27 protein-coding genes are annotated in these 25,531 nt (G+C 57.4%); 14 read left to right on the forward strand and 13 right to left on the reverse strand.

All coding sequences use genetic code 11. The annotated features are described in order from the left end of the window. Nucleotides 1–98: 98 nt before the first annotated feature. From pyrH to SynROS8604_RS10765, 3 genes are read left to right on the forward strand one after another with little or no spacing between them, the layout of a single operon-like run. Complete coding sequence (gene pyrH / locus SynROS8604_RS10755) at nucleotides 99–806, forward strand: UMP kinase (protein ID WP_006853383.1); 708 nt, start codon at nucleotides 99–101, stop codon at nucleotides 804–806. A gap of 8 nt (nucleotides 807–814) precedes the next feature. Continuing rightward, on the forward strand, nucleotides 815–1,363 hold the full coding sequence (gene frr / locus SynROS8604_RS10760; protein ID WP_048346918.1) for a ribosome recycling factor: 549 nt from the start codon (nucleotides 815–817) through the stop codon (nucleotides 1,361–1,363). Then, nucleotides 1,360–2,490: an NAD(P)/FAD-dependent oxidoreductase gene (locus SynROS8604_RS10765; protein WP_186543986.1), complete on the forward strand. Its 1,131-nt coding sequence runs from the start codon at nucleotides 1,360–1,362 to the stop codon at nucleotides 2,488–2,490. Before frr ends, SynROS8604_RS10765 begins: the two co-directional genes overlap by 4 nt. Here SynROS8604_RS10765 and SynROS8604_RS10770 read toward each other — a convergent pair. The 5 genes from SynROS8604_RS10770 to SynROS8604_RS10790 all read right to left on the reverse strand — a co-directional run bounded on the left by SynROS8604_RS10770 (nucleotide 2,487) and on the right by SynROS8604_RS10790 (nucleotide 9,112). Continuing rightward, nucleotides 2,487–4,001: a deoxyribodipyrimidine photo-lyase gene (locus SynROS8604_RS10770; protein WP_186543987.1), complete on the reverse strand. Its 1,515-nt coding sequence runs from the start codon at nucleotides 3,999–4,001 to the stop codon at nucleotides 2,487–2,489. The genes SynROS8604_RS10765 and SynROS8604_RS10770 overlap by 4 nt on opposite strands. Before the next feature lie 145 nt (nucleotides 4,002–4,146). Further along, nucleotides 4,147–5,319: a transaldolase gene (locus SynROS8604_RS10775; RefSeq protein WP_115071527.1), complete on the reverse strand. Its 1,173-nt coding sequence runs from the start codon at nucleotides 5,317–5,319 to the stop codon at nucleotides 4,147–4,149. 54 nt (nucleotides 5,320–5,373) lie between these two features. Then, nucleotides 5,374–7,185 (reverse strand): penicillin-binding protein 2, encoded by a 1,812-nt coding sequence (locus SynROS8604_RS10780; protein ID WP_186543988.1) that lies wholly within the window; start codon nucleotides 7,183–7,185, stop codon nucleotides 5,374–5,376. 4 nt (nucleotides 7,186–7,189) lie between these two features. Further along, nucleotides 7,190–7,645 carry a hypothetical protein gene (locus SynROS8604_RS10785; RefSeq protein ID WP_186545946.1) on the reverse strand — a complete coding sequence of 152 codons (456 nt, stop codon included), beginning with the start codon at nucleotides 7,643–7,645 and terminating at the stop codon, nucleotides 7,190–7,192. 87 nt (nucleotides 7,646–7,732) lie between these two features. Then, a complete protein-coding gene (locus SynROS8604_RS10790) occupies nucleotides 7,733–9,112 on the reverse strand; it encodes a CPBP family intramembrane glutamic endopeptidase (protein WP_255445009.1) in 1,380 nt (459 codons plus the stop codon). Nucleotides 9,113–9,236: 124 nt separating this feature from the next. Here SynROS8604_RS10790 and SynROS8604_RS10795 point away from each other — a divergent pair, with 124 nt between their 5' ends. Next, nucleotides 9,237–10,565: a histidine phosphatase family protein gene (locus SynROS8604_RS10795; RefSeq protein WP_222930097.1), complete on the forward strand. Its 1,329-nt coding sequence runs from the start codon at nucleotides 9,237–9,239 to the stop codon at nucleotides 10,563–10,565. A 4-nt stretch (nucleotides 10,566–10,569) separates the two neighbouring features. Continuing rightward, nucleotides 10,570–11,847, forward strand: coding sequence for a dihydroorotase (locus SynROS8604_RS10800; RefSeq protein WP_186543990.1), 1,278 nt, complete (start codon nucleotides 10,570–10,572; stop codon nucleotides 11,845–11,847). Here the strand turns inward: SynROS8604_RS10800 and lepB are convergent. Continuing rightward, the gene (gene lepB, locus SynROS8604_RS10805; protein WP_186543991.1) at nucleotides 11,819–12,592 is read right to left on the reverse strand and encodes a signal peptidase I; all 774 of its coding nucleotides are present in this window, start codon (nucleotides 12,590–12,592) and stop codon (nucleotides 11,819–11,821) included. The genes SynROS8604_RS10800 and lepB overlap by 29 nt on opposite strands. A gap of 51 nt (nucleotides 12,593–12,643) precedes the next feature. On the opposite strand from lepB, the gene SynROS8604_RS10810 reads away from it, so the two are divergent. Next, nucleotides 12,644–14,149: a hypothetical protein gene (locus SynROS8604_RS10810; RefSeq protein WP_186543992.1), complete on the forward strand. Its 1,506-nt coding sequence runs from the start codon at nucleotides 12,644–12,646 to the stop codon at nucleotides 14,147–14,149. Here SynROS8604_RS10810 and SynROS8604_RS10815 read toward each other — a convergent pair. The 4 genes from SynROS8604_RS10815 to SynROS8604_RS10830 form a co-directional block, all read right to left on the reverse strand. Further along, complete coding sequence (locus SynROS8604_RS10815; RefSeq protein WP_186543993.1) at nucleotides 14,112–14,471, reverse strand: Spx/MgsR family RNA polymerase-binding regulatory protein; 360 nt, start codon at nucleotides 14,469–14,471, stop codon at nucleotides 14,112–14,114. The genes SynROS8604_RS10810 and SynROS8604_RS10815 overlap by 38 nt on opposite strands. 2 nt (nucleotides 14,472–14,473) lie before the next feature. Then, entirely contained in the window at nucleotides 14,474–14,833 is a 360-nt protein-coding gene (locus tag SynROS8604_RS10820; RefSeq protein ID WP_186543994.1) for a 2Fe-2S iron-sulfur cluster-binding protein, read from the reverse strand. A gap of 106 nt (nucleotides 14,834–14,939) precedes the next feature. Then, nucleotides 14,940–15,452: an inorganic diphosphatase gene (locus SynROS8604_RS10825; RefSeq protein WP_006853397.1), complete on the reverse strand. Its 513-nt coding sequence runs from the start codon at nucleotides 15,450–15,452 to the stop codon at nucleotides 14,940–14,942. 303 nt (nucleotides 15,453–15,755) lie between these two features. After that, complete coding sequence (locus tag SynROS8604_RS10830) at nucleotides 15,756–16,220, reverse strand: resolvase (protein WP_186545948.1); 465 nt, start codon at nucleotides 16,218–16,220, stop codon at nucleotides 15,756–15,758. A 147-nt stretch (nucleotides 16,221–16,367) separates the two neighbouring features. Between SynROS8604_RS10830 and SynROS8604_RS10835 the strand changes: the two genes are divergently transcribed. From SynROS8604_RS10835 to SynROS8604_RS10850, 4 genes are all read left to right on the forward strand, one after another. Beyond that, entirely contained in the window at nucleotides 16,368–18,164 is a 1,797-nt protein-coding gene (locus SynROS8604_RS10835) for a proline--tRNA ligase (protein WP_186543995.1), read from the forward strand. Between the two features lie 32 nt (nucleotides 18,165–18,196). After that, nucleotides 18,197–18,619: a photosystem II protein Psb27 gene (psb27, locus tag SynROS8604_RS10840; RefSeq protein WP_006853401.1), complete on the forward strand. Its 423-nt coding sequence runs from the start codon at nucleotides 18,197–18,199 to the stop codon at nucleotides 18,617–18,619. 66 nt (nucleotides 18,620–18,685) lie between these two features. Next, the gene (locus SynROS8604_RS10845) at nucleotides 18,686–20,023 is read left to right on the forward strand and encodes an adenylosuccinate synthase (protein WP_186543996.1); all 1,338 of its coding nucleotides are present in this window, start codon (nucleotides 18,686–18,688) and stop codon (nucleotides 20,021–20,023) included. A 72-nt stretch (nucleotides 20,024–20,095) separates the two neighbouring features. Then, nucleotides 20,096–21,109: an adenosine kinase gene (locus tag SynROS8604_RS10850; RefSeq protein WP_006853403.1), complete on the forward strand. Its 1,014-nt coding sequence runs from the start codon at nucleotides 20,096–20,098 to the stop codon at nucleotides 21,107–21,109. On the opposite strand, the gene cutA is transcribed toward SynROS8604_RS10850, so the two are convergent. Further along, entirely contained in the window at nucleotides 21,093–21,425 is a 333-nt protein-coding gene (gene cutA / locus SynROS8604_RS10855) for a divalent-cation tolerance protein CutA (RefSeq protein ID WP_186543997.1), read from the reverse strand. The genes SynROS8604_RS10850 and cutA overlap by 17 nt on opposite strands. Beyond that, the gene (gene cobK, locus SynROS8604_RS10860) at nucleotides 21,409–22,203 is read right to left on the reverse strand and encodes a precorrin-6A reductase (protein ID WP_186545949.1); all 795 of its coding nucleotides are present in this window, start codon (nucleotides 22,201–22,203) and stop codon (nucleotides 21,409–21,411) included. Before cobK ends, cutA begins: the two co-directional genes overlap by 17 nt. A 29-nt stretch (nucleotides 22,204–22,232) precedes the next feature. Here cobK and SynROS8604_RS10865 point away from each other — a divergent pair, with 29 nt between their 5' ends. Next, complete coding sequence (locus SynROS8604_RS10865; RefSeq protein ID WP_006853406.1) at nucleotides 22,233–22,715, forward strand: single-stranded DNA-binding protein; 483 nt, start codon at nucleotides 22,233–22,235, stop codon at nucleotides 22,713–22,715. Between the two features lie 21 nt (nucleotides 22,716–22,736). Here the strand turns inward: SynROS8604_RS10865 and SynROS8604_RS10870 are convergent, their stop codons facing one another. Then, nucleotides 22,737–22,931, reverse strand: a complete 195-nt coding sequence (locus tag SynROS8604_RS10870; protein ID WP_115071518.1) for a hypothetical protein — start codon at nucleotides 22,929–22,931, stop codon at nucleotides 22,737–22,739. Nucleotides 22,932–22,998: 67 nt separating this feature from the next. Between SynROS8604_RS10870 and SynROS8604_RS10875 the strand changes: the two genes are divergently transcribed. Genes SynROS8604_RS10875 through SynROS8604_RS10885 form a run of 3 tightly spaced genes read left to right on the forward strand, consistent with a single transcriptional unit; the run spans nucleotide 22,999 to nucleotide 25,529 of the window. Further along, entirely contained in the window at nucleotides 22,999–23,565 is a 567-nt protein-coding gene (locus tag SynROS8604_RS10875) for a DUF2854 domain-containing protein (RefSeq protein ID WP_186543998.1), read from the forward strand. An 11-nt stretch (nucleotides 23,566–23,576) separates the two neighbouring features. After that, on the forward strand, nucleotides 23,577–24,434 hold the full coding sequence (argB, locus tag SynROS8604_RS10880; RefSeq protein WP_115071517.1) for an acetylglutamate kinase: 858 nt from the start codon (nucleotides 23,577–23,579) through the stop codon (nucleotides 24,432–24,434). 3 nt (nucleotides 24,435–24,437) lie between these two features. Further along, nucleotides 24,438–25,529 carry a DUF3153 domain-containing protein gene (locus SynROS8604_RS10885; RefSeq protein WP_186543999.1) on the forward strand — a complete coding sequence of 364 codons (1,092 nt, stop codon included), beginning with the start codon at nucleotides 24,438–24,440 and terminating at the stop codon, nucleotides 25,527–25,529. Nucleotides 25,530–25,531: the final 2 nt, after the last annotated feature.

Raw genomic sequence — 25,531 nt, forward strand, 5'->3', positions numbered from 1 at the left:
CCCTACGCACCCATGCGCTAAGGCAACGTCAGAAGCGAATTAGCTTTCTCGACCCCCCAAGAACAGCCTTGCTACTGTCCTACAGATAAGGATGTTGAATGGCCTACGCGCGTGCCCTCCTGAAGCTCAGCGGTGAAGCTCTGATGGGCAATCAGGGCTACGGAATCGATCCAGCAATTGTTCAGGCCATCGCCACCGATGTTGCCAAGGTTGTTGCCACTGGCACTCAATTGGCGATTGTTGTTGGTGGGGGAAACATTTTCAGAGGCTTGAAAGGTTCTGCCGCAGGCATGGATCGCGCCACCGCTGACTACGTCGGCATGCTCGCCACCGTGATGAATGCCATCACCCTGCAGGACGGACTGGAACGAGCCGGCATTCCCACTCGCGTCCAGACCGCTATTGAAATGCAAGAGGTGGCAGAGCCCTACATCCGTAGGCGCGCGATGCGCCACCTTGAGAAAGGCAGGGTGGTCGTGTTTGGAGCAGGTTGTGGCAATCCCTTCTTCACCACCGACACCACGGCGGCTTTACGGGCGGCCGAAATCAGCGCTGATGTGGTGTTCAAAGCCACCAAGGTTGACGGTGTGTACGACAAAGATCCCCATCAATTCCCCGATGCCGTTCGTTACGACTCCTTGACCTTTCAACAGGTGCTCAGCGGAGAGCTCGCCGTGATGGACAGCACCGCCATCGCTCTTTGCAAAGACAACAATATTCCCATTGTTGTTTTCAATCTGTTTGAACCTGGCAACATCGGCAGAGCCGTGGCCGGGGAACCCATCGGTTCTCGTATCAGCAACTAGTCATCGTCATGTCGAACTCCGATCTCGAAGCCAACATGCGCAAGTCGGTGGAAGCCACCCAGCGCAACTTCAACACCATCCGTACCGGCCGAGCCAATCCTTCGTTATTGGATCGGATCAATGTCGAGTACTACGGCGCTGATACACCCCTTAAATCACTCGCGTCTCTCTCCACTCCCGATTCGCAAACGATTGCCGTTCAACCCTTCGACATGGGATCTCTGGCACTGATCGAAAAGGCAATCGCAACAAGTGACCTTGGCTTCACCCCAAACAATGACGGTAAGGTCATTCGCATCAACGTGCCACCACTCACAGAAGAACGACGCAAAGAGTTCTGCAAACTTGCCGCTAAATACTCAGAGGAGGGAAAAGTGGCCTTGCGCAGCGTGCGCCGAGATGCCATCGACAAAATCAAGAAACAAGAGAAGGAGGGAGATTTATCAGAAGATCAAAGCCGAGATGAGCAAGATAAAGTTCAAAAAACAACCGACCGTTTCATCGCAGAACTTGAAAAACACTTAGCTGATAAAGAAGTTGAAATCCTCAAGGTTTGAGCACCACTGACGTTGCTGTCATCGGAGCCGGTGCGGCCGGCTCCAGCACGGCCTTCCATCTAGCCCGATTAGGGCATCGCGTCACCGTCTTGGAACGCGACCCATCAGAGCGAGTCAAGCCATGCGCTGGTGGGATGGCGGCCGCCGTTCAGCAGTGGTTCCCCTTCGACCTTCAACCAGCTGTTGATGACGTCATCCAACAGGTGGATTTCAGCTGGTGTCTCACGGATCCCGTGGTCGCTGAGCTTCCAGGCTCTGCACCCTTCTGGATCGTCAAGCGTGAACGGCTCGACGCACTCTTGCTGGAGCAAGCGATCGCTTTAGGGGCAGAGCTGCGGCAGCCCTTCGAGGTTGTGGACCTTCAGCAGGATGAAAGCCATTGGCTTGTACGCAGCAAGGACGGGGAGGTGATCGAGGCCAAAGCCGTGGTTCTGGCCGATGGTTCCGGTTCTCCCTGGCCCACACGCTTGGGGATCGGCCCTCGATCTCTGCACATGGCCAAGACGCTCTCTATTCGCCTCGAAGGAATGGGAAGCTTGCAACGTGGCACCGCCAGGTTTGAATTTGGGCTCGTCCACCATGGTTTTGCCTGGGCGTTTCCCCTGGCAAACGGCATCAATGTGGGAGTGGGCACGTTTATTGGACGCCGGGCCAGTGACGCGGAAGCCGTGCTCGAACAGCTCCTACCGGATCTGGGATTTGCCTCCACAGCCGGACTGCGACAGACCGCGGATTTAAGAGTTTGGAATGGCCACACACCTCTCCACGGCAAAGGCGTGGTGGCAGTCGGTGATGCCGCATCGCTCTGCGACCCCTTCCTTGCCGAAGGCCTCAGGCCGTCGCTGATGAGCGGCTGCGAAGCAGCCGTGAGTCTCGATTCTTGGCTCAACGGAACTGAGCCTGACCTCTCCAACTACACAAAGCGCATGCGCGAACGCTGGGGTGATTCGATGGCTTGGGGGCGTCGGATTGCCCAAGTGTTTTATCGCTTTCCAAACGTGGGCTATCAACTGGGAATCAAGCGCCCCACTGCCCCGCAGCGCATTGCCCAAATTCTCTCTGGTGAGATGGGCTACGGCGACATTGCCCAGAGGGTGATCCGCCGCTTACTGCTACAGAGAGGTTAAAGATCAAGCGTGAGCTGTTGGGAATCATCAGGCGCAGGGTTTCGCCGTCGTCGACGGCGACCCGAACCCGTCGGCGTTAAGCCTGAACGTCTCGACCCGTGGCGCTGCTGAATGCCATCGGCGATGGCAGAGAACCCAGAGCGCTCCCTGATCGCCCAAATCCTCTGCTTCGCTTCCCGAGCCGCAAGCGCAGGTTCCACCATGGGCAGGGGGTAATCCACTCCAAGCTCAAGCCCGGCCTGGCGTTGCGCTGCCATCGACAACTTCCACGGCTCATGCACGTAGACATTAGGAACCAGATGGAGTTCAGGAAGCCAAGTGCGAATGAAGGCACCCTTCAAGTCATGGTCTTGTCCCTGTTTGATCGGGTTGTAGACCCGCACCGTATTGATGGCCGTGCTGCCTGACTGCATCTGGCACTGGCTCCAGTGGATCCCGGGCTCATAGTCCACAAACTGTCGCGCCAGATGAAGGCCGCTCTCTCGCCACGGCAACCAGAGGTGGTAGCTGGCAAACGACATCAACATCGCACGCATCCTGAAGTTGATCCAACCGTGGGCCCGCAAGGCACGCATGCAGGCATCCACAAAAGGCACTCCAGTCCTTCCCTCCGCCCAGGCGGCAAGCCGCTGATCATCAGCGCGGCGCAACCCCCGCATGAACGGATGAAAATCTTCGAATTCAATCGCTGGCTGCGCTTCAAGCTTTTGGATGAAGTGGCAATGCCAATGCAGGCGTGACTCAAAGCTGCTGATCCCACGGCCGCTAAAGCCACGGCTTGTTTGGATCACCTCTCGCATCGAGAGACACCCCCAGGTGAGATAAGCCGAAAGACGCGAACAACCAGTGAAGGCCGTATTGGGGCTGGAGATGGAGCGTGCATACCCGGGCGCGCGATGTTCGAGGAAATCGTTCAGCTCCAGCAAGGCCATGGAACGTCCGCCGCTTTGACGACGCGGGCATGGATCGGCTGCCAACGCCGGATGGGGGCGCTCAGGAATGAGGCCAGCCTCGATCCCCTCAATGGATGGCAGTCCTAACGGGGAAGGCGTGATCGGCTCGGCCATCTGCGCTTCCCAGCGTTTGGCCCAACGATTGCGCGACCGCAGCCGGCGGATCACCCCAAATTGGGGGATCTCCTTCCAAGGGATCCCGTGCTGCCGGCACCAGCGGGCGACCCGTTGATCGCGCTGATACGTCCAAGCATTTCCGGTTTCCTCATGGCTCCAGAGCCCATCAAGACCAAATTGACGATGGGCCCGCTCGAACACCTCCAACACATCACCGGTACGCACCAGCAACGGCTGGCCGAGCTGCGCAAGCGCGAGGCGCAAATCCAACAAGGACTCTCGGCAAAACAACCACTGCCGCTCGGAGGCGTCTGGCTGCTGCCACAACTCGGGCTCAACGACGTAGAGCGGCAACACTGGCCCCCTGAGCAAAGCCTGCTGCAGGGGCTGGTGGTCCTTCACCCGCAGGTCTCGCTTGAACCAAACAAGCTGGAGCGCCATGGAAGCCACCCCCCGAAAGACCCGCTAAGGGACCCTAACGATTGCGTAGGAACGCAGCGAGCACTGTTGGCAGCCACTGAAATGGCACGCCTCCACTCCAAAGAGCAAAGGCATGCATGCGGTCTGAAGCCTTAAACCAGCTTGATCAAACGGCGGTTAAGGACAAGGCGCCACCGAAACCCAAACGCACATCATCGGGGGTCAAACGACCGTCATGATCTTGATCCAAGGCATCAAAGACCGCATCACTACCCAACCATTCATCGCGGGTGATGCAGCCATCGCCGTTGAAATCGTTCAACAGGAAAATCTCTTGAACGGCATGGCTGAACGCGGAGCCACCCTCGATCTGAGCCAAACGGTGCGCAAGCTGCTGCTCGAGAGTTTCGATGGCCTTGCTGAAACCTTTGATGCCTTCGCTGAGCTTGTCCGTAGCCATTCGATCGTCGGCCATCATCGAAATGAAACGCTGCTGGTCAACGTTCATTTGCGCAGCGACAGGGGGGAGATTGGCAGGATCGAGCTTGCGAACCAACGAAGCATCACTACTGCGCAATTGATCCAGCAATTTCGGAGAAATGGTCAAGAGATCACAACCTGCCAGCTCGGTGATCTCATCGAGATTGCGGAAGCTCGCTCCCATAATTTCGGTTTTGTAGCCGTAGGTCTTGAAGTAGTTGAAGATGCTGGTGACTGAAATCACACCAGGATCTTCAGGACCTGGATAGGAATCGCGGCCTGTGTCGGCCTTGAACCAATCCAGAATCCGACCAACAAATGGCGAGATCAAGGTCACGTTTGCTTCAGCGCAGGCCACAGCCTGAGAAAAGCCAAATAACAGGGTGAGGTTGCAGTGGATACCGTCCTTCTCAAGAACTTCAGCCGCTTTGATCCCCTCCCACGTGGAGGCAATTTTGATCAAGACACGGTCGTTACTAATTCCTGAGTCGTTGTAAAGGCGGATGAGCTTCCGACCTTTTTCAATGGTGGCCTCGGTGTCGTAACTCAGGCGAGCATCAACCTCCGTTGACACTCGGCCAGGCACAATTTTGAGAATTTCCTTTCCAAAGATCACGCTGATTTCATCGAGCGCTTCGTGCACCACTTGCTCCACCGGAGCACTCTCACCTAAAAGCCTGCGGGATGAACGCAAGGCTTCATCAATGAGATTCTCATAGGCAGGAATCTGGGCTGCAGCAAGGATCAAGGAGGGATTAGTGGTCGCATCACGAGGGGTGAAACGCCTGATCGCCTCGAGATCACCCGTGTCGGCCACCACCACTGTCATGGCGGAAAGCTGCTCAAGGAGGGTGGCCATGGCGCACTTAAAAATCTATGGATTCAACGTAGCGACGATTTGCAAGCTGACAGCTCACGGGAGAGATGTGTCCGTTTGTGCAGATTTAACCTGACCACTTGGTGGGATTTTTTCAATCACCAGGAGCCCATCAATGATGGATTTAGCCACAGGCAAAGCCACGGTTGAGCCATAGGCATGCGCTCCTTGTGGTTCATCAACCACCACCAGCACCACATAGCGAGGGTCCTCAATCGGAAGCGTTGCCACGAAGCTGCAAATCAGTGCTCCAGGGACATACACACCATTGACGGCCTTTTGGGCGGTGCCCGTTTTGCCGCCAATGCGATAACCAGGGATACGAACCCCTTTTCCACTGCCTTTTTCCACCACAGATTCCATCCAGTTCAGAATCGTTCGCGTGACCTCTGGTCGGAGCAAGGGCTGCCCCATGCGCTCTCCACTCGCAGCCAACGCATGACCAGCTCGCAAACCTCGGGTGATATGAGGACTCACCAGCCTCCCGCCATTCGCGATCAGTGCATGGAGTTGAACAAGTTTGAGAGGGGTCAGGGAGAAGCCTTGACCGAATGCGGCTGTCGCTGGCTCGATGGGATGAGTTGTGAATTGTTCCTTGGTCTTCAACTGGCCCGCTACCGCACCTGGAAGATCGGTATCCGGCTTGGCATCAAGCCCAAGCAGACTCAACCAGTCCCAGTAATTAGAAGGGCGCATTTTGCGCATCGCCTGGACCATGCCGACATTGCTTGACACCTGAAGCACGGTTGCAAAATCCACCACTCCATTGCCCTTGCGGTCATGGTTGCGAATTGGCCAGCCCCCAATCGTGAGGTCCCCACTGTCGTAGACCGTCTCGTTGGGTTGGATCACACCTTCTTGAAGCGCTAATGCCAAGTTGATTGGTTTGAAGGTCGAGCCAGGTTCGTAGAGGTCTTGAACAGACCATTCGCGAAAACGCTCTGGATTGAAATCCCAATAACGATTGGCGTCATACGTGGGCGTTGAGGCCAGCGCCATTAATTCGCCATTGGTGACATCCATCACGATCGCCACCCCCTTTTTGGCTTTCCAGGTTTTCACCTGCTCCGTCAGCGCCTTTGCAGCCAGCTCCTGCAAGCGCGCATCCAAGGTGAGCTGCAATCTCAGGTCATCCCCGAAAAACACACCCGGCGCCAGGTTGTCTGGCAATGGGGTTCCGTCGGCTCCGCGACGAAGACTTCGGGCCTGTTCGTGACGCTGCAGATCATCATCACGACTCTGTTCAAGCCCTGCCTGGGGCTCACGCTCCTGATTGAGGAAACCAACGACATTGGCAAACAGGGATCCCTGCGGATAGACGCGGTAGGGATAGGGCTCCAAATCGATGCCACTGATTCCTAGGGAACGCACTGTGGTCGCCGTTTCAGGGTCGACACCCTCTGCCAACTTGATGCCTGATGAGCGATCTCCCATTCTTATGTTGAGCTCGCCGGACGACAGAGCCAACACGGGAGCTAGGCGTTCAGCCACCTCCTTACGGTCACGAATGAGCGTCGGCTCGTCACCAGGAAAGTTGAAGTAACGAGGATGAGCCCAAAGTCGATAGCGCTCCTCGTCTAAAGCCACGAGCCTGCCGTTGCGGTCAACAATCGGACGACGGCTGCCTAATGGCTTGGTGCGTTGCGTTTGCACCAAACGGGCCCGCGTCTCCAACTCAGAGGCTTGAAAAATCTGCAGCCAGGCCATACGCCCGACCAATCCGAATAGGCCTGCACACAGCAGGACAAACACCACTTTCATGCGACCGGCAGGCACCGGCTCGAGACGGATCCCCCTTCGTCGTTCACGACGTCCAGTGGAGGTCGAGCCTTGCCGGTTGGCTGGCATCAGTTCAATACCCGTGATGAATTGAACGATCCATCAAGGAGCCAATGAAACCCAGATGATCGTGGGATCCGCCGGACTTCTCCTCACTGGGACGTTCGAGATACAACAATTTTGCAGCGGTCGTAGGAACCATCGCCTTAGGCGTCTGTGTTCGATCGAGGAGGTAGCGCTCAAGCATGGCTGTGGACTCCGTTAGGCGGTGGCCCACTCCTCGAGTGTCCTCCAAGCGTTGAAAGGCGACCGTCCAGCGGTATTGCCAGTGAAGGGTGAGTCCACTGAGAGCCAAAACAGCGGTGAACACACCAATCAGACTGCCATCGGCGACACGATGAAGGCCAGCCAGCAGGGGCGAGCGGCGTGCGACACGCTTGGCAGACAACGAACCCTGAATGAGCTCGAGGGCACCAGTGGCTGAGACGTGTTCCTGTGGAGCAGGTTGAATTTGGGGAACCGCGACCACGTTGAACGAACAGGGCAATGCGCCAGTGAACCACCCGTATGGTCCGCCCGCAAGGCCGAGATGTCTTACAGCATCAGGGAGATCATCTCAACTGCCAAGCAGGACAAGATTCAGGAAGGTGACACCGTTCCAGATAGCATGCATCACCAGACAGGGGAGAAGACGACCACTGCTCAAACGCAGCAATGCCAACCCCAAACCAAGAACCAACAAAGGCAGCAATTCACCAATGCTGAGGTGAGCAACCGCAAACACAAGGGCGCTACCGAACACGCTCCAACCCCGCCCGAACGAGCGACCTAAAACGGGCAACAACACCCCACGGAACACCGTTTCTTCAAACAGCGGGGCTAACACAACCGCGGTGATGGCCAACAGTGACAGGGCCAACGGATCCCTGCCGTTCAGCACCATTTCCAGCAATGGATTGCTGCCTCCCTGATCCCCGATCAGGCGAGTCATCAACCAACCGGTCAACACCACCGGTGGCATCACCATCAACCAGGCGCGACCACCCTGAAACAGAGCTGTCCACCATGGGCTCACCCGCCACTGCAGCCAACCACCTGCAGGCACCAGCCGTTGATCCAATCCATCCAGCTGGCTCTTGAGGATGAGCAACGGAGGCGTCGCCAAAGCGCAGTAACCAATCAACACAGCCACCGACTGGTTGAGAGGGGCCGCCATGCTGCGAGCCACCAAGGCTGAAAGAGGGGTCACAAGCAGTGGAACCAACACCTCGCCCAGCACCACAAAACCACCGGCGATCAGCAGCACCATGTCAACCAAGCCGAGGGGCGGGGCTTGCAGCTCAGGCCAGGCGGATTGCTTTCGGCGCAAAAGCAACCAAAGCTGACGAACCAGCAGAAGAGAACCCAACAACAACGCCGCAAGCGGCATCAGTTCACTGAGAACAAGACGTCGAGCCGCAGCCGTGGCTGAAGAGCGTTCAACACAATCAGCCTCTGCCCCTCCCAGGGCCTGACAGACCAGACGCCGCGTTAAGGGATCAGGGCTGTTGTCCGACAACAGGTCTTGATCCTGAGAGGAGAGGTCACGGGGGAGAGGCTCGGTGGCCAGGCTCTCCTGAAGAGTCCGAAGCTTTGGGGTCTGGAGTGGAGTCTCCAGCAAGGTTTTGCGACGCTCCGGATCATTTTCGAGCGAGGCAAATAAGAGGGTTTGGCGATCGCTGAGACTGTCGAGAGGGATGTCTCTCAACGTTTCAAGCAAGCTCTTGGCCGGATCTTGGCCCACAAGCAGCGGTTTAAGAGCTGGCGTCAACACAGGATCCGCCAACAACGCCAGCTCTTGCTGCTCCAAGGACAAAGCAGGAGCCACAGAAGGTCGCCCGAGGCTGTCCATCAAGCCGAGGAACCAAACGCTGCAAGCCAGCACCATCGAAACGACAGCCAAAAGGACTTTCCACTTGGGCACTGCGTTTGAACGTCCGTTCAGCGGGCTGGTCAACAGACGATGGGCAACTGCAAACGATTCTCTCCGGCGAAGGGCTACCAACGGCCGTTTTTGACCATTTCGGCGTCTGAACGGACCGTGCGCCCATACGATGACCGCGCCTTTCCCTCTTGTTGCGGTGTCACTGCGTCTCCTCCTGGTCCGCCACGGCCTGAGCAGCTTCAACGTTGAGCGCCGCATCCAAGGGCGTAATGATCTATCAACACTCACCGCGATCGGCGAAGACCAAGCGCGGCGCATGGGCATCGCCTTGGCCGACGTGCCGATTGATGCGGCCTACAGCTCACCGCTTCAACGGGCTGCCGCCACCACAGCCGGCGTGCTGAGCGTGCGACAAGACGGGCTGACTCCCGTGCTGGATGACGGACTCCTGGAAATCGATCTTGAGCCCTGGAGCGGACTCAGCGCCGATGAACGGGCCATCAAGGATCCAAAGGGTTACGCCATCTGGCGCCAACAACCGGAAGCCCTCGAACTCACCCGCGCTGATGGCACGCGTTACCAACCACTGCCCGAGTTGATGGTTCAGGCGCGTGCCTTTTTAAAAGGTCTGTTGGATCGGCATCCGGTCACGGGCGACGACACCGTTCTGGTCGTGGGTCACAACGCGATTCTGCGCTGCTTGATTCTGGTGTTGCTGGGCGAACCCCAAGGAGGCTTCAGACGGCTCCGCCTCGACAATGCATCCTTGTCTGTGTTCAACCTCTCTCCAGGGCCTAACGGTTACCAAGTGCAGATCGAATGCTTGAACAGCATTGCCCACTTAGAACCAGCGCTGCCAGCCAAGGGCAGCCAGGCGCGTCTGATCCTTGTCCGCCACGGTGAAACGGATTGGAACCGGCAGGGGCGTTTCCAGGGACAAATTGATATCCCTCTCAATAGCAACGGCCATGCCCAAGCAGAGGCGGCTCGCTCCTTCCTCGAGGGGGTGACGCTGGATCGGGCCTACAGCAGCTCGATGTCTCGCCCCAAAGAAACCGCTGAGGGGATTTTGAAATCGCACGCCGGCGTATCGCTCACCGTGACTGACGGCCTGATGGAAATCGGTCACGGACTGTGGGAAGGGAAACTGGAATCCGAAATTCGAGAGAGCTGGGAGGCGTTGCTCCAAGCCTGGAAGGACGCTCCCGAAACCGTGCAAATGCCCGAAGGGGAAACCATTCAAGACGTCTGGGAACGCTCTGTGGCCTGTTGGAACACGATCGCGGATGGGCTCGATCCGTCGGAGACAGCCTTAGTTGTGGCGCATGATGCCGTGAACAAAACAATCCTGTGTCACCTCTTAGGCCTTGCCCCCAAAGACATTTGGGCCGTGAAACAAGGCAACGGTGGCGTCACAGTGATCGACATGCCCGAAAATCCCAGCCAACCTGCAGTGGTGAGTTGCCTGAATCTCACGTCCCACCTCGGTGGGGTTCTGGATCGAACAGCAGCGGGAGCCCTGTGAACCCATGACTGAGACGATGCTGCTCGACCCGGTGCAAGTTCTCGTCGCCAGCGATCAGCCGCTCCAAGTAGGGAGTGCTGCTCTCTTTGAAGACGATCGTCTCATCGCTCTTGGAGACGAGGCAAGGGCGCGAGCCAGGGAGCGAGGTGTTTCGGGCCATGACCGGGGCCAGCAACTCCTGGCCCCCTGTCTTGTCGACCCACACTCGAGCCTTCCCCATCCATTTACAGGCAGCGGAGAAACGCTCGAAACCCTCATCAACGCAGCCTGGAGAGCCGGTTATGGGCAGCTAGCCCTGCTTCCAAATGGTGAATCGCAACGGGACAGCCCAGACCGCTTAAAGGGATTCCAGCCGAAAGATTGCGATCTCAAAGTGCATTTATGGGGAAGCTTCAGCCACCGCGGAGAAGGAGAACGCCTCAGCAGCCACGCCGATCTTCTTCAGGCAGGGGCTATCGGTCTCAGCGCTGGCGAGCAGATGCCGTCTGCCAACCTCATCGACCGCGCCCTGATGCTCGGAGAGATGGCTGGAGCCCCTGTGCTGATTGCACCCCACGACTCCAGCCTGCGTGGAAACGGAATGATCCGGGAAGGCGTGGAAACACTCCGAGCCGGGTGGCCTGCCGATCCCACCATCAGCGAAACACTGCCCATGGGGCAGCTCCTGGAATTGCAGCGCCGCCACAGCAATCGCAAGCTTGTGCTCATGAATCTCTCCACCGCTGATGGCGTGGAGATGCTGAGCCACACGCCGTCACCAGCTCTGGCCACGGTGAGCTGGTGGCATCTCGTGCAGGATCGTTCCAAGCAAACAGCTGAAACAACCCAATGGTTTGTCACTCCATCCATTGGTGGAGAAGCCGATCGCAACGCCTTGATTGATGGCCTACGGAAAGGAACGATCAACGCCGTTGCTGTCCATGGCATGCCGCTCGACGATGAGGAGTGTCTTTTGCCTCCTGATCAACGTCCGAAAGGGCTATCCGGTCACCAACTCGTGCTGCCAACGCTCTGGAAGCATCTCGTGATCGATTTGGGATGGAGTGTGAACCAACTGTGGCAAGCGCTCAGTTTTGGCCCGGCACGGTTGCTTGGACAGGACGAAGAACGACTCAGGATCGGAAGCAACCGCTGGTTGCTCTTCGATCCTGAGCAAACATGGGATCACACCCGTGACGCCCCCTACGCACCAAAAGCTGCCAACCAGCCTTGGATCGGCGTCCCCATCCGAGGGCAAGTGGTGAGTTGTGGACTCAAGATCCCAACGAACCAAGCCGATTGAATGGCCAGAAGCGCCAGACAGCACGACCAATAATCTGATCTTCAGGAAGGAAGGCCCCCCCCGGCCAATAACGCCCATCCCAGCTGTTGCTGCGGTTGTCACCAAGAACGAGGACCCGTCCCTCCGGGACCGTGGCGTTCAGGGTGCGGCAAAGGCTCATCCCCCGCTTATCCAGAGCGCAGTAATTGGTCACATACGGCTCATCGAGAGCAACACCGTTCACTTGCACCTCTCCTCGAGGGTTCACCACCACCTGATCGCCCGCCACAGCCACAACCCGTTTGATGTAGGCATCACAAGCCGAATGACTGACTCCAGGAATCAGGCCAATCAAAGGGATATTGGCGAGAACGCATTGAAAAGGTGGGGGTGACGTCGTTGCGCGCAAGGCAGGATCAAAGGCATAGGGGGAATTGAACACAACGATTTCTCCCCGCCGAGGTTTGCGGCCGCGGTAGGTGAGCTTCTCGACCAACAGACGATCTTGGATCTGCAAGCCAGGCAGCATCGAGCCTGAGGGAATAAAGCGTGCCTCGGCCAAATAGTGGCGGATCCCGAAATAAAGAGCCACGGTGAAAAACAGCGGGCCCCAAAAATCCCAGAGCGGATGTCCAGAACCCCGCTGCTTTTTCAGATCCTGGTTGCGCTCCTGAAGAGGCTCGCTGCTGTTGGGTTGGTCGTGTTCAGAACGACTGTTGTGTTGCTTGTCTGCCAACAGGCACCTTGCTTCAATCCTGAAAATCACGATAGGCGCGATCAGCCTGTGCTTCTAGCCTGAAACCAGGCACGGTGATCCATGGTCCGACCCCGCTGGCAGGGCGTGAAACCCCGCACCATCCAATTGCTCTGGAATCGCTGGGATCAGGCCTTAGCCCTGATCGCAGCGCTCAACTTGATCTGGGTGATTTTCGATGTCACCTACATTCCGCTGCGAAATTTCTGGCTGCAGAGAACGCTGTATCCCCTCCCTTCGATCAACTTGGCATTGCCACTGCCGTGGCTGCCAAACATCACCCCCCTTTATGACCCGCTGAAGGGCATCGCGGTTCACCCCGACACGATGTCGTATGTCGAACATTTCCGCAGACTCGAGACAACCGCTTCAAAGCAGGGAATTAACAGTCCAGCCGCACGACAAATGCGGCTGGAATTGGTTGTTAAAAACAGCCAATTAGTGGATGAAAACCCGTTCATCAGCTCCGGGAATGTAGGCGCACTCGAGAAGCTCAAGAACCGTCTACGAGCCCGAGCTGAGATGGATTCAGCCAAACAAGCGGCGGCCCATCTGCTCAGCGACCGTTACTTGAGCAAGCACGACTGGGACCAAGAACAGCAGTTTTGGAACAACAAAATTCTCCCGCTGGCGGAGACCAATTACTCGCGCGGGATTGATGAAAACGGAATGCCAATCGACCTCTCCTGGCGGATCGACATACCGTTTCAAATCCTGTTCCTCTTGGACATCCTGGTTCGCACCATTCGACTGAAACGCCGATTTCCCGCGATTGCCTGGAGAGACGCCTTACTCAGACGTTGGATTGACCTACCTCTCCTGATCCCCTTTTGGCGTCTGTTGCGCGTTGTTCCAGTCACAGAGCGTCTGTCCCGCGCTCAGCTTCTGAATCTTGAGCCCCTTCGAGCAGCTGTCAGTCGCGGCGTGGTCGCCGTCCTAGCGCTTGAACTGTTTGAAGTGATCACACTTCGTGTGCTGGATGCCATGCAAGGCATCGTGCGCTCGCCAAATCTGCCCGACAGGATTCTCCGGCTTTGTAGTCATCAATCTGTAGACAGCAGTGAAGAGCGGGAACTGGCGGAACTGCTGCGACTCTGGCTGCCTCTGATCCTCACGCAAGTGGGGCCAGGGATGCGTCCACAACTCGTGGCCCTCTTTGGCCACGCCCTGCAGAGGAATCTGGATGGCCTGGTCTTGCCGGCACCGCTCAGGGAGCTCCCTGGCGTGCAAAAGGCGGAATCCGAGTTGAGTCATCAGCTCGCCATGGGGATGGTGGATTCGCTGTTGGGGCTTTCAAAGAGCGCAGGCGACCAACTTGGCCAGAAAGACCAAGTGCTCGAGGATCTAGGGATTCAAACACTCGACCGTTTCTGGGAGGAGCTTGCACGCACCCTCGAACAAGGCGTGGTATTGGAAAGAAGCCAGGAGCTCTTGGTGGCGTTCCTCGAAGAATTCAAACGCACCAGCATGTTCCAACTGCACACCCAAGGTGGCGTGGACGAACTGATTACAGAGCTGGATGGACTCAACTTCAACCCAAAAGAGCCTGATTCCAATCCTCGAGCTTGAATCCCACCAAAACTCCGCTCGGCAACACCACAAAAGGGCGTTTAATCAAACGCCCGTCCGCCGCCAAAGCCGCCAGTGCATCATCGTCACTCATCGCTTTAACGACCTCTGCCCCAAGAGCCCGATAGCTCTGACCACTGGTGTTGAAGAGACGTTGACGACGCCCCAACCGATCAAAAGCAAGGGCGAGCTCCTTTTTTGAAGGAGGAGCCGTTGTGATGTCAACAACCTCATAAGCCAAGTTGTTGGCATCAAGCCATGCCAAGGCCTTACGGCAGGTGGAGCAGCGGGAGTAGCTGTAAACCTTGATGGTTGGAGCCAAGCTCAACGTCCAAACAAGTTCTTCAAAGCGCCAAGCAGGCTGTTTGAACCCTTGCCAACGCCTTCGTCAGGCCGAGTCCGAATGGTCACATCGCCATTCACACTGGTGCGGCAGCTCAAGCGATAGTTCGAAGGGCGATCAGAGAGGTACACCTCTTCCACATCACTTCGGGGGGAAAGGTTCTGGGCTCCTTCGAGAACCTCGATCACGCAGGTTCCGCACTGGCCGACCCCTCCACAATTGTTGAGGTTATTCAGGCCTTTGTAGGGATTGACCCCGGAGGAAAGCGCTGCTTTCCGTAAATTCGCTCCTTCGATGCAACCGACCTGTTGGCCTTCCTGCTCAAAACGGATGGTGGGCACGGGTCGTTCACAATCTAGGCGCGAACTAACTTACAAGAAGTAAGGCCCTAATAGCGCTTCGATCACAGATCTTGCCGAGAAAAGCTGGATTGAGCACCCTGGGCCCTTAGCTACCGGCCGCTCGAATGCATGCCTCCAACAAGGGAGCGACGGCATCCGAATCACGCCAACCCCCAATGGAAATGACACGACCATCCATATTTTTGTAAGTACGGAAAAACTCGGCCACATCCTCAAGCTGGCTGGGTGCAATTTGCTGGATGCTTTGAATCCCTGCTTGCCGAGGGTCAGCGACGGGGACACAAAGAATCTTGCCGTCGTAATGGCCCGTGTCATCCATGTCGAGCACTCCGATCGGCCTGGCTTTGATCAAACAGCCCGCAAAAGTGGGTTCCGCCATGATGACCATGGCATCAAGAGGCGATCCATCCTCCGCAAGGGTGTTGGGAACAAATCCGTAATCAAAGGGGTAGCGAATCGATGGGTGAAGTACCCGATCCAGGGCCATCACGCCAACGTCTTCTGAAAACTCATATTTATTGCAACTACCAGCTGGAATCTCAACGATCAGATTGAGTAGCCCCGGAGAGGGTGAAGGAGGCAGGGACCTCAGATCCATGACGATCTTGCGCAGTGAGTGGTGTCAAAGAACCCATGGGAGGGCGATCGGTCAGCACAGCAGCCAACGGAACCCCAAGGCTGGTGAAAGCGAGAGTGAACCCTAGAAAGGCAAGTGTTGGCGCAGCAACTTGAAACGAAGGTTGCGGAGAAAATTCGCGGGCAGGCTCTGGGTCCATTCAGACAGGATTAAGGACATCCGGCAGGGGAGGGAAGTACTCCTGTGCAATCCATACCCAATGGCATGGAAAGCTCCGGAAAGGCGTTATGAGGGAACTAAAGAGATTGTCGCACCATCACAGCGCTACGCAGCTGGACGCTTTTGTCGATCGCGGCGCGCCGCCAGGTCAGAGGGAGCTGCGGGAAGATCTTCCAGATGTGTTCTGATTTGGCGCAACTCTTCGAGGATGGCTCCTAAGACTTGCTGAGTCGCTGTCGAAGGGGAGTTGAGAACTTCAACGGTGACCTCCTTGATCCTCAGGACATCCTTAGCAAAACGGGCAACCTCATTGGGATGAAAAAGGAGAGGATCCTTTTGATCGCTGCGGTATTCAGGATTTAACTTTTTTGGATTAAAAGGCGGATTTAAATTACGAGCGTCAGTATTTGTATAACGATAAACAGAAGCCCTTGATCGATTTAAGGATTTTTGAACATCATCGATACCAACTAAAGCATCTGATTGAGCCATTACCGCATCAACATATTTTTCGGATATCAAGGAGTCTTCGGCAGCAGAAACAGGATCATTGATCGACCTAGGAAACATGAGACTGATTTGGGACGCACTGGATTGGGCTGACAGTAGCAGCTGAGACTCAGGATGCCAGCGACGTTCCAAGCGATCGGGACACTTCCTGAAGCGACCTCTTTTTGCAGCGGTGGTAGCTTCCAATCTCATTGATCATTGATCGCTATGCGCGTCTCCCGCCTGATGCTGGTGACGCTGCGGGATGTTCCCGCTGACGCCGAAATCGCCTCGCAACAATTGCTGATTCGTGGCGGATATATCCGACGCGTTGGATCAGGAATCTATGCCTATCTACCACTGATGTGGAGGGTCCTTCAAAGGGTGATGAGAATCGTCAGGGAGGAGATGAATGAGATAGGGGCCCTTGAAACGTTGCTACCGCAACTTCAACCGGCCGAGTTGTGGGAAAAAAGTGGCCGATGGCAGGGCTATACCGCCGGCGAGGGGATCATGTTCCACCTTGAAGATCGCCAGGAGCGCTCCCTTGGCCTAGGCCCCACCCATGAAGAAGTCATTACGGAATTAGCCAGCGACCTCTTGAAGTCGTATCGCCAGCTCCCCGTCACCTTTTATCAAATTCAAAGCAAATTCAGGGACGAGATTCGCCCACGCTTTGGCTTGATGCGAGGCCGTGAATTCATCATGAAGGATGCCTATTCCTTCCATGGCGATGAAGCAGATCTGGCAAGCATGTACGCGCAGATGGAAAAGGCCTACACCCGGGTCTTCCAACGTTGCGGCCTGACGGCTGTCGGGGTGGATGCTGATAGTGGAGCCATCGGCGGCGCCGCATCCCAGGAATTCATGGTGACGGCAGATGCTGGCGAAGATTTGATCCTCATCAGCCCTGATGGTGATTACGCAGCCAATCAAGAAAAAGCTATCTCGATCGCACCCCCTGCTCTGCCTTTACCAAGCGGGGAATCGCAGGTCATGTCCACTCCAGGGCAAATCACGATTGATGCGCTCTGCTCCGCCCAGTCGCTTGACCCCAGCCAAGTCATCAAGGTGCTGCTTCTCCTTGCCAAGCTCGAATCTGGCGATGAACAGCCGGTTCTTGTTTGTCTCCGCGGAGACCAGGAACTCAACGAGGTGAAACTCGTGAATGCACTCACACAACAGCTCGACAGCCCCGTTCTCGATCTCAGCCCGATCAATGCCGATCAGCTGAAATCTCAAGGACTGCAGCCATGGCCGTTTGGATCCATCGGCCCTGACCTTTCTGATCAGTACCTCACTGGCGCGCGCAGCTGGCGAACGCAGTTCTACAAACTCGCCGATACGACAGCTGCTGAGCTTGACCGTTTTGTCTGCGGAGCGAACACAAGAGACGAGCACCGTTGGGGCTGCACTTGGTCTGATCTCGGCACCATCTCAGCGCTGGATCTCCGCAAGGCCAGAGCAGGGGATCACTGTGTCCACAGCCCAGAACAGAGCCTCGAAGAACGACGCGGGATAGAGGTGGGGCATATCTTTCAACTCGGTCGCAAGTACTCCCAATCCATGGGAGCTCAAATCACCACGAAAGAAGGCAAACAGCAACACCTCTGGATGGGGTGTTACGGCATAGGAATCTCACGCCTTGCCCAGGCAGCCGTTGAGCAGCATCACGATGACGCTGGAGTGATCTGGCCGCTCAGCCTGGCCCCTTTTCAGGTGATCGTGGTGGTAGCCAATGTTCAAGACGAGGTCCAAATGGGCCTTGGTGAAGAGATTTACAACGAGCTGCGGGCCGCGGGAATCGATGCCCTCCTGGACGATCGTGGAGAGCGGGCCGGCGTGAAATTCAAGGATGCCGATCTCATTGGAATCCCCTGGAGAGTTGTGGTTGGTCGCGCTGCCGCCGATGGAAAGGTGGAACTCGTGCAACGGTCGGAGAGGGACGCCAACGTTTTAAGTCGAGCCGAAGCCATCTCTTCCCTGCTTGAAGCGATCCCGACCGAGCTACGGGTCCAGCTCTGACCCCGCGTAAAGTCCAGCAAATTTCCTTCGTCATGATCGCCGTACTGAAACGCCTTACCAGCCGTCTAATCAATCTGAGCCTTGCCCTGTGTCTTGGGCTTTCCTTGCTCGTCACGGCCTGCGGAAACGAATCGTCCACGCTTAGCGGGGACTACGTCCAAGACACAGTCGCTGTTGCCCACACCATTCACGACACGTTGGCGCTGCCCCAGGACGCGGCGAATCGCCAAGAGGCTGAAGGAGAGGCCCGCGATTTGATCACCGACTACGTCTCTCGCTACAGAGCACGTCCCAAGGTGAACGGCTTGAGTTCTTTCACGACCATGCAGACGGCACTCAACTCCTTGGCTGGTCACTACAACAACTACACCAACCGTCCCGTTCCCGATGCTTTGCGAGCCAGGATCGATAAGGAACTGGGCAAGGCCGAAAAAGCAGCCGTTCGCGGCACTTAATCACAAAATCGAACAGCACTTTGACCGCAGGCAGGACTGTCTGCGAAAGTGCTGGATTGTGCAGAAATGCGGCTTCGGGCCGCCGATTCTTTGGCCAACGTTGTCGTCATCGGTGCTCAATGGGGTGACGAGGGAAAAGGAAAGATCACAGATCTTCTGAGCCGCTCCGCTGATGTTGTGGTGCGTTATCAGGGAGGCGTTAACGCCGGCCACACCATCGTGGTGGACGGTCGCGTGCTCAAGCTTCACCTGATCCCTTCCGGAATCCTCTACCCAGACACCACCTGCCTGATCGGCTCCGGAACCGTGGTCGATCCCAAGGTGATGCTCGCAGAACTCGACATGCTGATCTCCAATGGGATCGACATTTCAGGGCTCCAGCTGGCATCGACGGCGCACGTGACGATGCCTTACCACCGCCTCTTGGATCTGGCGATGGAAAAGCAACGAGGTGAGCGCAGAATCGGCACAACCGGCCGCGGCATCGGCCCCACCTATGCAGATAAGTCTCAGCGAAGCGGCATTCGTGTTCTCGACCTGCTCGACGAAGCTCGCCTGCGGGATCGGCTTGAAGGGCCGTTGAGCGAGAAGAATCAACTGCTCGAAACCATCTATGGCGAAAAGCCGTTGGATGCTGAAGAAATCATCGGTGAATATCTGGCTTACGGAAAGCGCTTAGCGCCTCACGTGGTGGATTGCACCCGTGCCATTCATGAAGCCGCAAGCAACCGCAAAAACATTCTTTTTGAAGGAGCGCAAGGCACTCTCCTCGACCTCGATCACGGGACCTATCCCTATGTGACCTCCTCCAATCCTGTGTCAGGAGGGGCCTGCATCGGTGCAGGTGTCGGCCCGACCCTGATCGACCGAGTGATTGGAGTGGCCAAGGCTTACACCACTCGGGTTGGAGAAGGTCCCTTCCCCACAGAGCTCTCGGGAAGTTTGAACGACCAGCTCTGTGATCGAGGCGGGGAGTTTGGAACAACCACGGGCCGCCGTCGCCGCTGTGGCTGGTTTGATGGGGTGATTGGGCGCTACGCCGTTCAAGTCAACGGACTGGATTGCCTGGCGATCACCAAGCTCGATGTCCTGGACGAGATGGATGAAATCCAGGTGTCCGTCGCCTACGAGCTCGACGGCGAACGCATTGAGCACTTCCCCAGCAGCTCCGAAGATTTCGCTCGCTGCAAGCCCATCTTTGAAACCCTCCCTGGTTGGCAATGCTCCACGGCGGAATGCCGTCGCCTCGAAGACCTTCCTGCGCCGGCGATGGACTACCTGCGCTTCCTCGCCGACCTGATGGATGTGCCGATTGCAATCGTTTCCCTCGGCGCCAGCCGAGACCAAACGATCGTGGTGGAAGATCCGATCCATGGCCCCAAACGCGCACTCCTCAGCGCCTGAGCCCGCTCGCATCGCTGACGCAAAACAGCGATCCAGCGAACAGCCATACTCGCTGTACTACCGACAGCAGAGATGTCCTCCACTCCCCGGTTCAGCACCGCCAGTTCTCTCGACGTCGTGGGCATCGGTAACGCCATCGTCGACGTCTTGGTTCAAACCGAGGACCAATTTCTGAGCGATCACAACCTCAGCAAGGGCAGCATGGCCCTTGTTGACGAGGATCAAGCCAAAAGCCTCTACGAAGCAAGCGGTCCAGGTCTCGAAACCTCTGGAGGTTCAGCCGCCAACACCCTGGCCGGTCTCGCTCAACTCGGAAGCAAGTCCGGGTTCATTGGTCGTGTTCGTGACGACCAACTAGGAACCATCTTCATCCACGACATCCGCTCTGTAGGCACCCGTTTTGAGACACCGGCTGCCGTGAGCGGTGCGAGCACGGCCCGTTGCCTCATCCTGGTCACCTCGGATGCCGAGCGCACGATGTGCACTTACCTCGGTGCCTCAACCCAACTGGATCCTGATGATCTCGATCTCTCCATGGTTCGCGACACCAAGGTTCTCTATCTCGAGGGCTATCTCTGGGATAGCCCTGAGGCCAAAAAGGCTTTCATCACAGCGGCTGAAGCCTGCCGAGAAAGCGGCGGACAAGTCGCCCTCTCCCTCTCCGATGGTTTCTGCGTTGACCGTCACCGTGAAAGCTTTCTCGAGCTTGTCGATGGACATGTCGATGTGCTCTTTGCCAATGAGGATGAGATCAAATCGTTGTACGGAGCCACAGACTTCGAGAGCGCGCTTGAACAAGTGAAAGGTCGATGCAGCGTGGCCGTGCTGACCCGCAGTGTTCAAGGGTCTGTGGTGCTCTGCGGTGATCAACGCTGGGACATCCCCTCCTACAAGCTCGGCGATCTCGTCGACACCACAGGAGCGGGCGATCTCTATGCGGGTGGCTTCCTGCATGGCTACACCCATGACCTCCCCCTTGATGTCTGCGGCAAAATGGGATCAATCTGTGCCGGACAGGTGGTGACCCAATTGGGGCCTCGCTCCAAGGTTTCCTTGCCTGATCTGATCGCTAAGCATCTGGATTGATCGACGCCGCGGCCCAAGCGCCGTAGGCGTGCGATGGCTGAGCCTGCCAATGCAGGATCTCAGGGGTGTCGTAGCTGTGAAGGGCCTCGATGGCCCCGAGCAGCGCGTTCAAACCTGGTGCCTTGGTCTTGATCAGAAGCTGCACTTCATTGGCATGTTCAACCCGCCCTTGCCAGCGGTAGCAAGACTGAATGGCCTGGAAGCTCACGCAAGCTGCTAGCTCACGGCTGATCAGCTGCTCAGCGAGTGCAGAGGCTTTCTGAGCATCAGCCTCCGTGGTTAAAACCAACCACAAAGCCTCAGGACGTGGTGCCATTCAGATGCGTGAGAAGCTCGCCCACGCTATGCACAACTGCAACTTCAGCAATCGGTAGAGGTCGGCGCAGGAGCCACAATTCCAGCCCCATCTCGATTGAAAGGCTCGCCCAGAGCGCCTCTGTCGCCCCCCCCGACTGCCTGCAGACCACGTCTGTGATCGCCCAGCGCCTACAAAGCGCCGCTTCCAGGGCCCCTGGCTCGGGACCCTGCAGGGGTCGCACCACGGCCAGATGATCCGATGGAACGCGCGCTGCTGCCGCCTGAATCAGCGACATGGGCGTAGGAAGGACGCGAGCAAACACGGTGGCTCCTGCTTCACGCGCGACCCTCGCTGCTTCAACCAATTGGCGGGCACCGAGGGCCAAAAGAAGGCGTCGCCCCGCTAGGGACTGATCGGCAAGGTCCGCCATGGAGCTGAGCACAAAAGCCTTCCCCGAGGCCTCCATCCGTCGTTCGAACCGCACCAACCTCTGGCCCCAGCCCTTGCAAGCCTGGTTCAACTGGTCGCTAATCCTCAGCGCAAACGGGTGAGTGGCATCCACAACCCAATCCACAGGAATCGTCTGCAGCCATTGAGAAATCCCCTCTGAACCCCCGAGCGCACCCACGTGGATCCCTTCCAGCGGCATCCCCTGATAGGGCTGCGCAGCCGAGTCACCGACGACGCTGACATGGACATGCCAGCCCTGCGAGATCAGAACCGCCGCCAACTGCGGGCCATCACCCGTCCCTGCCAGCAACCAGACAGTCCCCTGGCGATTCTCCGGTCGGTGCATCAGGATGGCGCTCACCGTCACAGCTGAGAATGAACCACTGCGTGCTCGAGGTGGATGTCCTTCAAGCTCCCACCCTGCGATACACCCAAGACAACCAAACGCCCATTGCTGAAATGGACGTTTCTTTTGATGCCCTCCGACCTGATGATCCCAAGGGGCAGTTGAAGGTGGTGGGATGGGGAAATCTTGCCCAGGACCTTCAAAATCGCGTGCAGGTTGGGCAGCGGCTCCTGATTGAGGGCCGACTGCGAATGAACACAGTTCCTCGTCAAGACGGCACCAAAGAGAAGAGAGCTGAGTTCACCCTTTCGCGACTCCATTCAGTGGGAGGGGCGGTCTCGAGCCAAGACCAGCCCCCAGTGGCTGCACGCACGGCGCCAGCTCGCCCCGTACCAGCGCAAACGCCCCAGTCCTCCCAAGCACCGAGCAAGCCAGCGGCGGCTGGGCAGGACTCCGCGGCTCAGTGGAACACCTCTCCCCTGGTTCCCGAGACCGACGACATTCCTTTTTAACGCCAGCAAGCGCCTGAGTTTTCACTGGCTTTTGTCAGAAAATTGTTCTGAAGCGCGCAACAGCAGCTGCCCCAGCTCTCGCTCCAGGGCCGCTAAATCCAGTCTTAATTCGGGCCAGCGACCACGATCAATTTGTTCGAGCAGCCAAGCGCGATCCGTCTCCAGCTGAGCAATCAGCTCGCGGGTTTCTACAGGCTGCTCGGACGGGGTGTTCATGATTCCTGGACTCCTGCACCCATCCTGCAGCCCTCTTGGTCACAATGGCTTCAATACACGGGCCCCCATGAACGAGCTCATTTCGCCCGGAAGTCTGATCACCATCGCTGGCGGTGTCCTCACCGTGGTTGGTGCTTTGGCCTACGGAGCTGGCAATGCCAATCTCAGCCTGCCCACCATCTTTTACGGAATTCCCATCTTTCTCGGGGGGCTCGCGCTCAAATCCTCTGAGCTTCCCCCAGCACGCCGGGTGACACCCAAACCACAATTTCGCGCAGAACGCGAGGCGGCGTCTCCAGAACTGGTCAAGCTGCTGAATGACGTCACGCGCTGGCGCTATGGGCAGAAAGCACACCTCGAGAGCTCGCTTGAAGCACTGAAACTGTGGGATGAGGACAAGCCTTCTCAGCTACTGGAAGTCGAAGAGATCTGCGGTGATGCTGGATATGGCTTAAGGATGCGCTTTGCTTGCGAAGCCGTGGGTCTCGAGCGTTGGCAAGAACGCCGCGAGCGACTGGGACGCTTTTTCGCCAAAGGGCTTGAAGCGCAAATCATCCCGCTGGAAAATGATCAGCTGGATTTGACCCTGCTTCCCAAGCGTGAGGCCACGACAGGCGAGCATGGAGAGCCCTGAGCACCTGCAGCATGGATGATTCCCTCCGGGTCTCCGTCCTGAGCGAGGCCCTTCCCTACATCCAACGATTTGCTGGACGGAGAATCGTTGTCAAGTACGGCGGCGCAGCCATGGTCCACGCAGAGCTACGCGATGCGGTGTTTCGCGACATCGCCCTGCTGGCAAGTGTGGGAGTGCAACCCGTGGTGGTGCATGGCGGAGGCCCAGAGATCAACACCTGGCTCAAGCGGCTTGATATTCCCTCCGAGTTTCGCGACGGATTGCGGGTCACCGATGCCGACACGATGGACGTGGTGGAGATGGTGCTTGTCGGCCGAGTGAACAAACAGATCGTCAATGGACTCAACCGACTGGGAGCTAGCGCTGTAGGCCTCAGCGGTAGTGACGGCCGACTGGTGGAGGCACGTCCCTGGGGGGATGGAAATCATGGCTTGGTCGGCGATGTGGCACGGGTCAATCCCGATGTGTTGGAACCACTTCTGGCGCGGGGATACGTTCCGGTGATTTCAAGCGTGGCTGCCAACCTGGAAGGGGAATCTCACAACATCAATGCCGACACAGTTGCTGGTGAGCTTGCCGCTGCACTGGAAGCGGAGAAATTGATTTTGCTGACGGACACCCAAGGAATTCTTCGGGATCGCGACAATCCCGACTCCTTGATCCGACAACTGAGGCTGTCCGAGGCACGGCAATTGATTCACGAGGGCGTTGTGGCCGGTGGGATGACGCCCAAAACCGAATGTTGCATCCGTGCCCTGGCTCAGGGGGTAGCGGCAGCGCACATCGTGGATGGTCGTGTCCCCCATGCCCTTCTCCTTGAAGTCTTTACCGATGCCGGCATCGGAACGATGGTTCTCGGCCGCGGTTAATCGATGACCAATGCCCTGGCAGCCGCAGAAGCCGCTCTGGAGCGTGGCGATTACGGCCAATGCATCGCCCTGTTGGAGCCCCTCGCAGAAACCAACCCGATCAGCGACAGTCGAGGAGCTGAGATCCGCATGCTGATGGTCACAGCTTGGATGGGAAAGGGGGATGAAAACAAGGCGCTGAGCACCTGCCGACTGCTCACCCGATGCAAGGATCCAGATCTGCGCATCAGGGCGCGGCAATTGCTGGATGTGCTGGAAGCGCCAAGCCTGGCAAGACCTGCGAATTGGTCGATGCAATTGCCAACCTTGGAGATGGATCCGCGTGTTGGCAAACGATCCAAGTTGTTCAATCGCCGCAAACTGCCGCCGCCGCCGCCATCCCCTCCAACCGGTCCAACCCGTGCGCCAGCAGGCTTTGCGTTGCTGGTCATCGCCGTGCTGGTGGGGATCACGCTCTTGTTGAGCGGCTGCGTACGCATCACTGCAGACCTCAACCTCCCAGGACCAGACAGGGTGGAGATGGCTTGGACGATCGACAGCCGCAGTGGCCTCAACCTTCCATGGCAGGACGCGTTCAGTCGTGAGCTGAGGGTGATGAATCTGCCGTGGAAGATTCGCAACGCAGGCCACGGTCACCTGGAGGTGAAGGCACCGACTCAAACCAGTGAAGACGCCGCTGCACTCCTCAGCCAAACCGTGGAAGCAGCAGGACGCACGGCAGGCCTTTCATTGCCCGCACCCTCCCTCCAGCTGAAAGAGCGCAACTGGCTGGTAGGGCTTAAGCAGGAGCTGCTTTTGGAACTCGATCTAAGCGCTCTTGAGAGCCTCAATGAGCTGCAAGTCGCGGTACGCCTTGGGGAGCAAGCGAGCTTGCGCAGCTTGCAAAGCAGCCCTGCCTTGGCGAGCCAAAACGCCAAGGGCGAGCTCATCTGGCCGCTCAAGATTGGCGTTCAGAATCGTTTGCAGTGGAGACAGTGGCGTTGGAGCCGGCTCGGATTAGGCAGTCTCGCGATCTTGGCGCTGCTTCTATTGACGGCCAGCCTGCAACGGCTTCGATTGCTCATGGGTTTCGGCTACCCGGAATTACCGTCTTGAGT

It is taken from the genome of Synechococcus sp. ROS8604 (assembly GCF_014279655.1).
Classification (GTDB): domain Bacteria; phylum Cyanobacteriota; class Cyanobacteriia; order PCC-6307; family Cyanobiaceae; genus Synechococcus_C.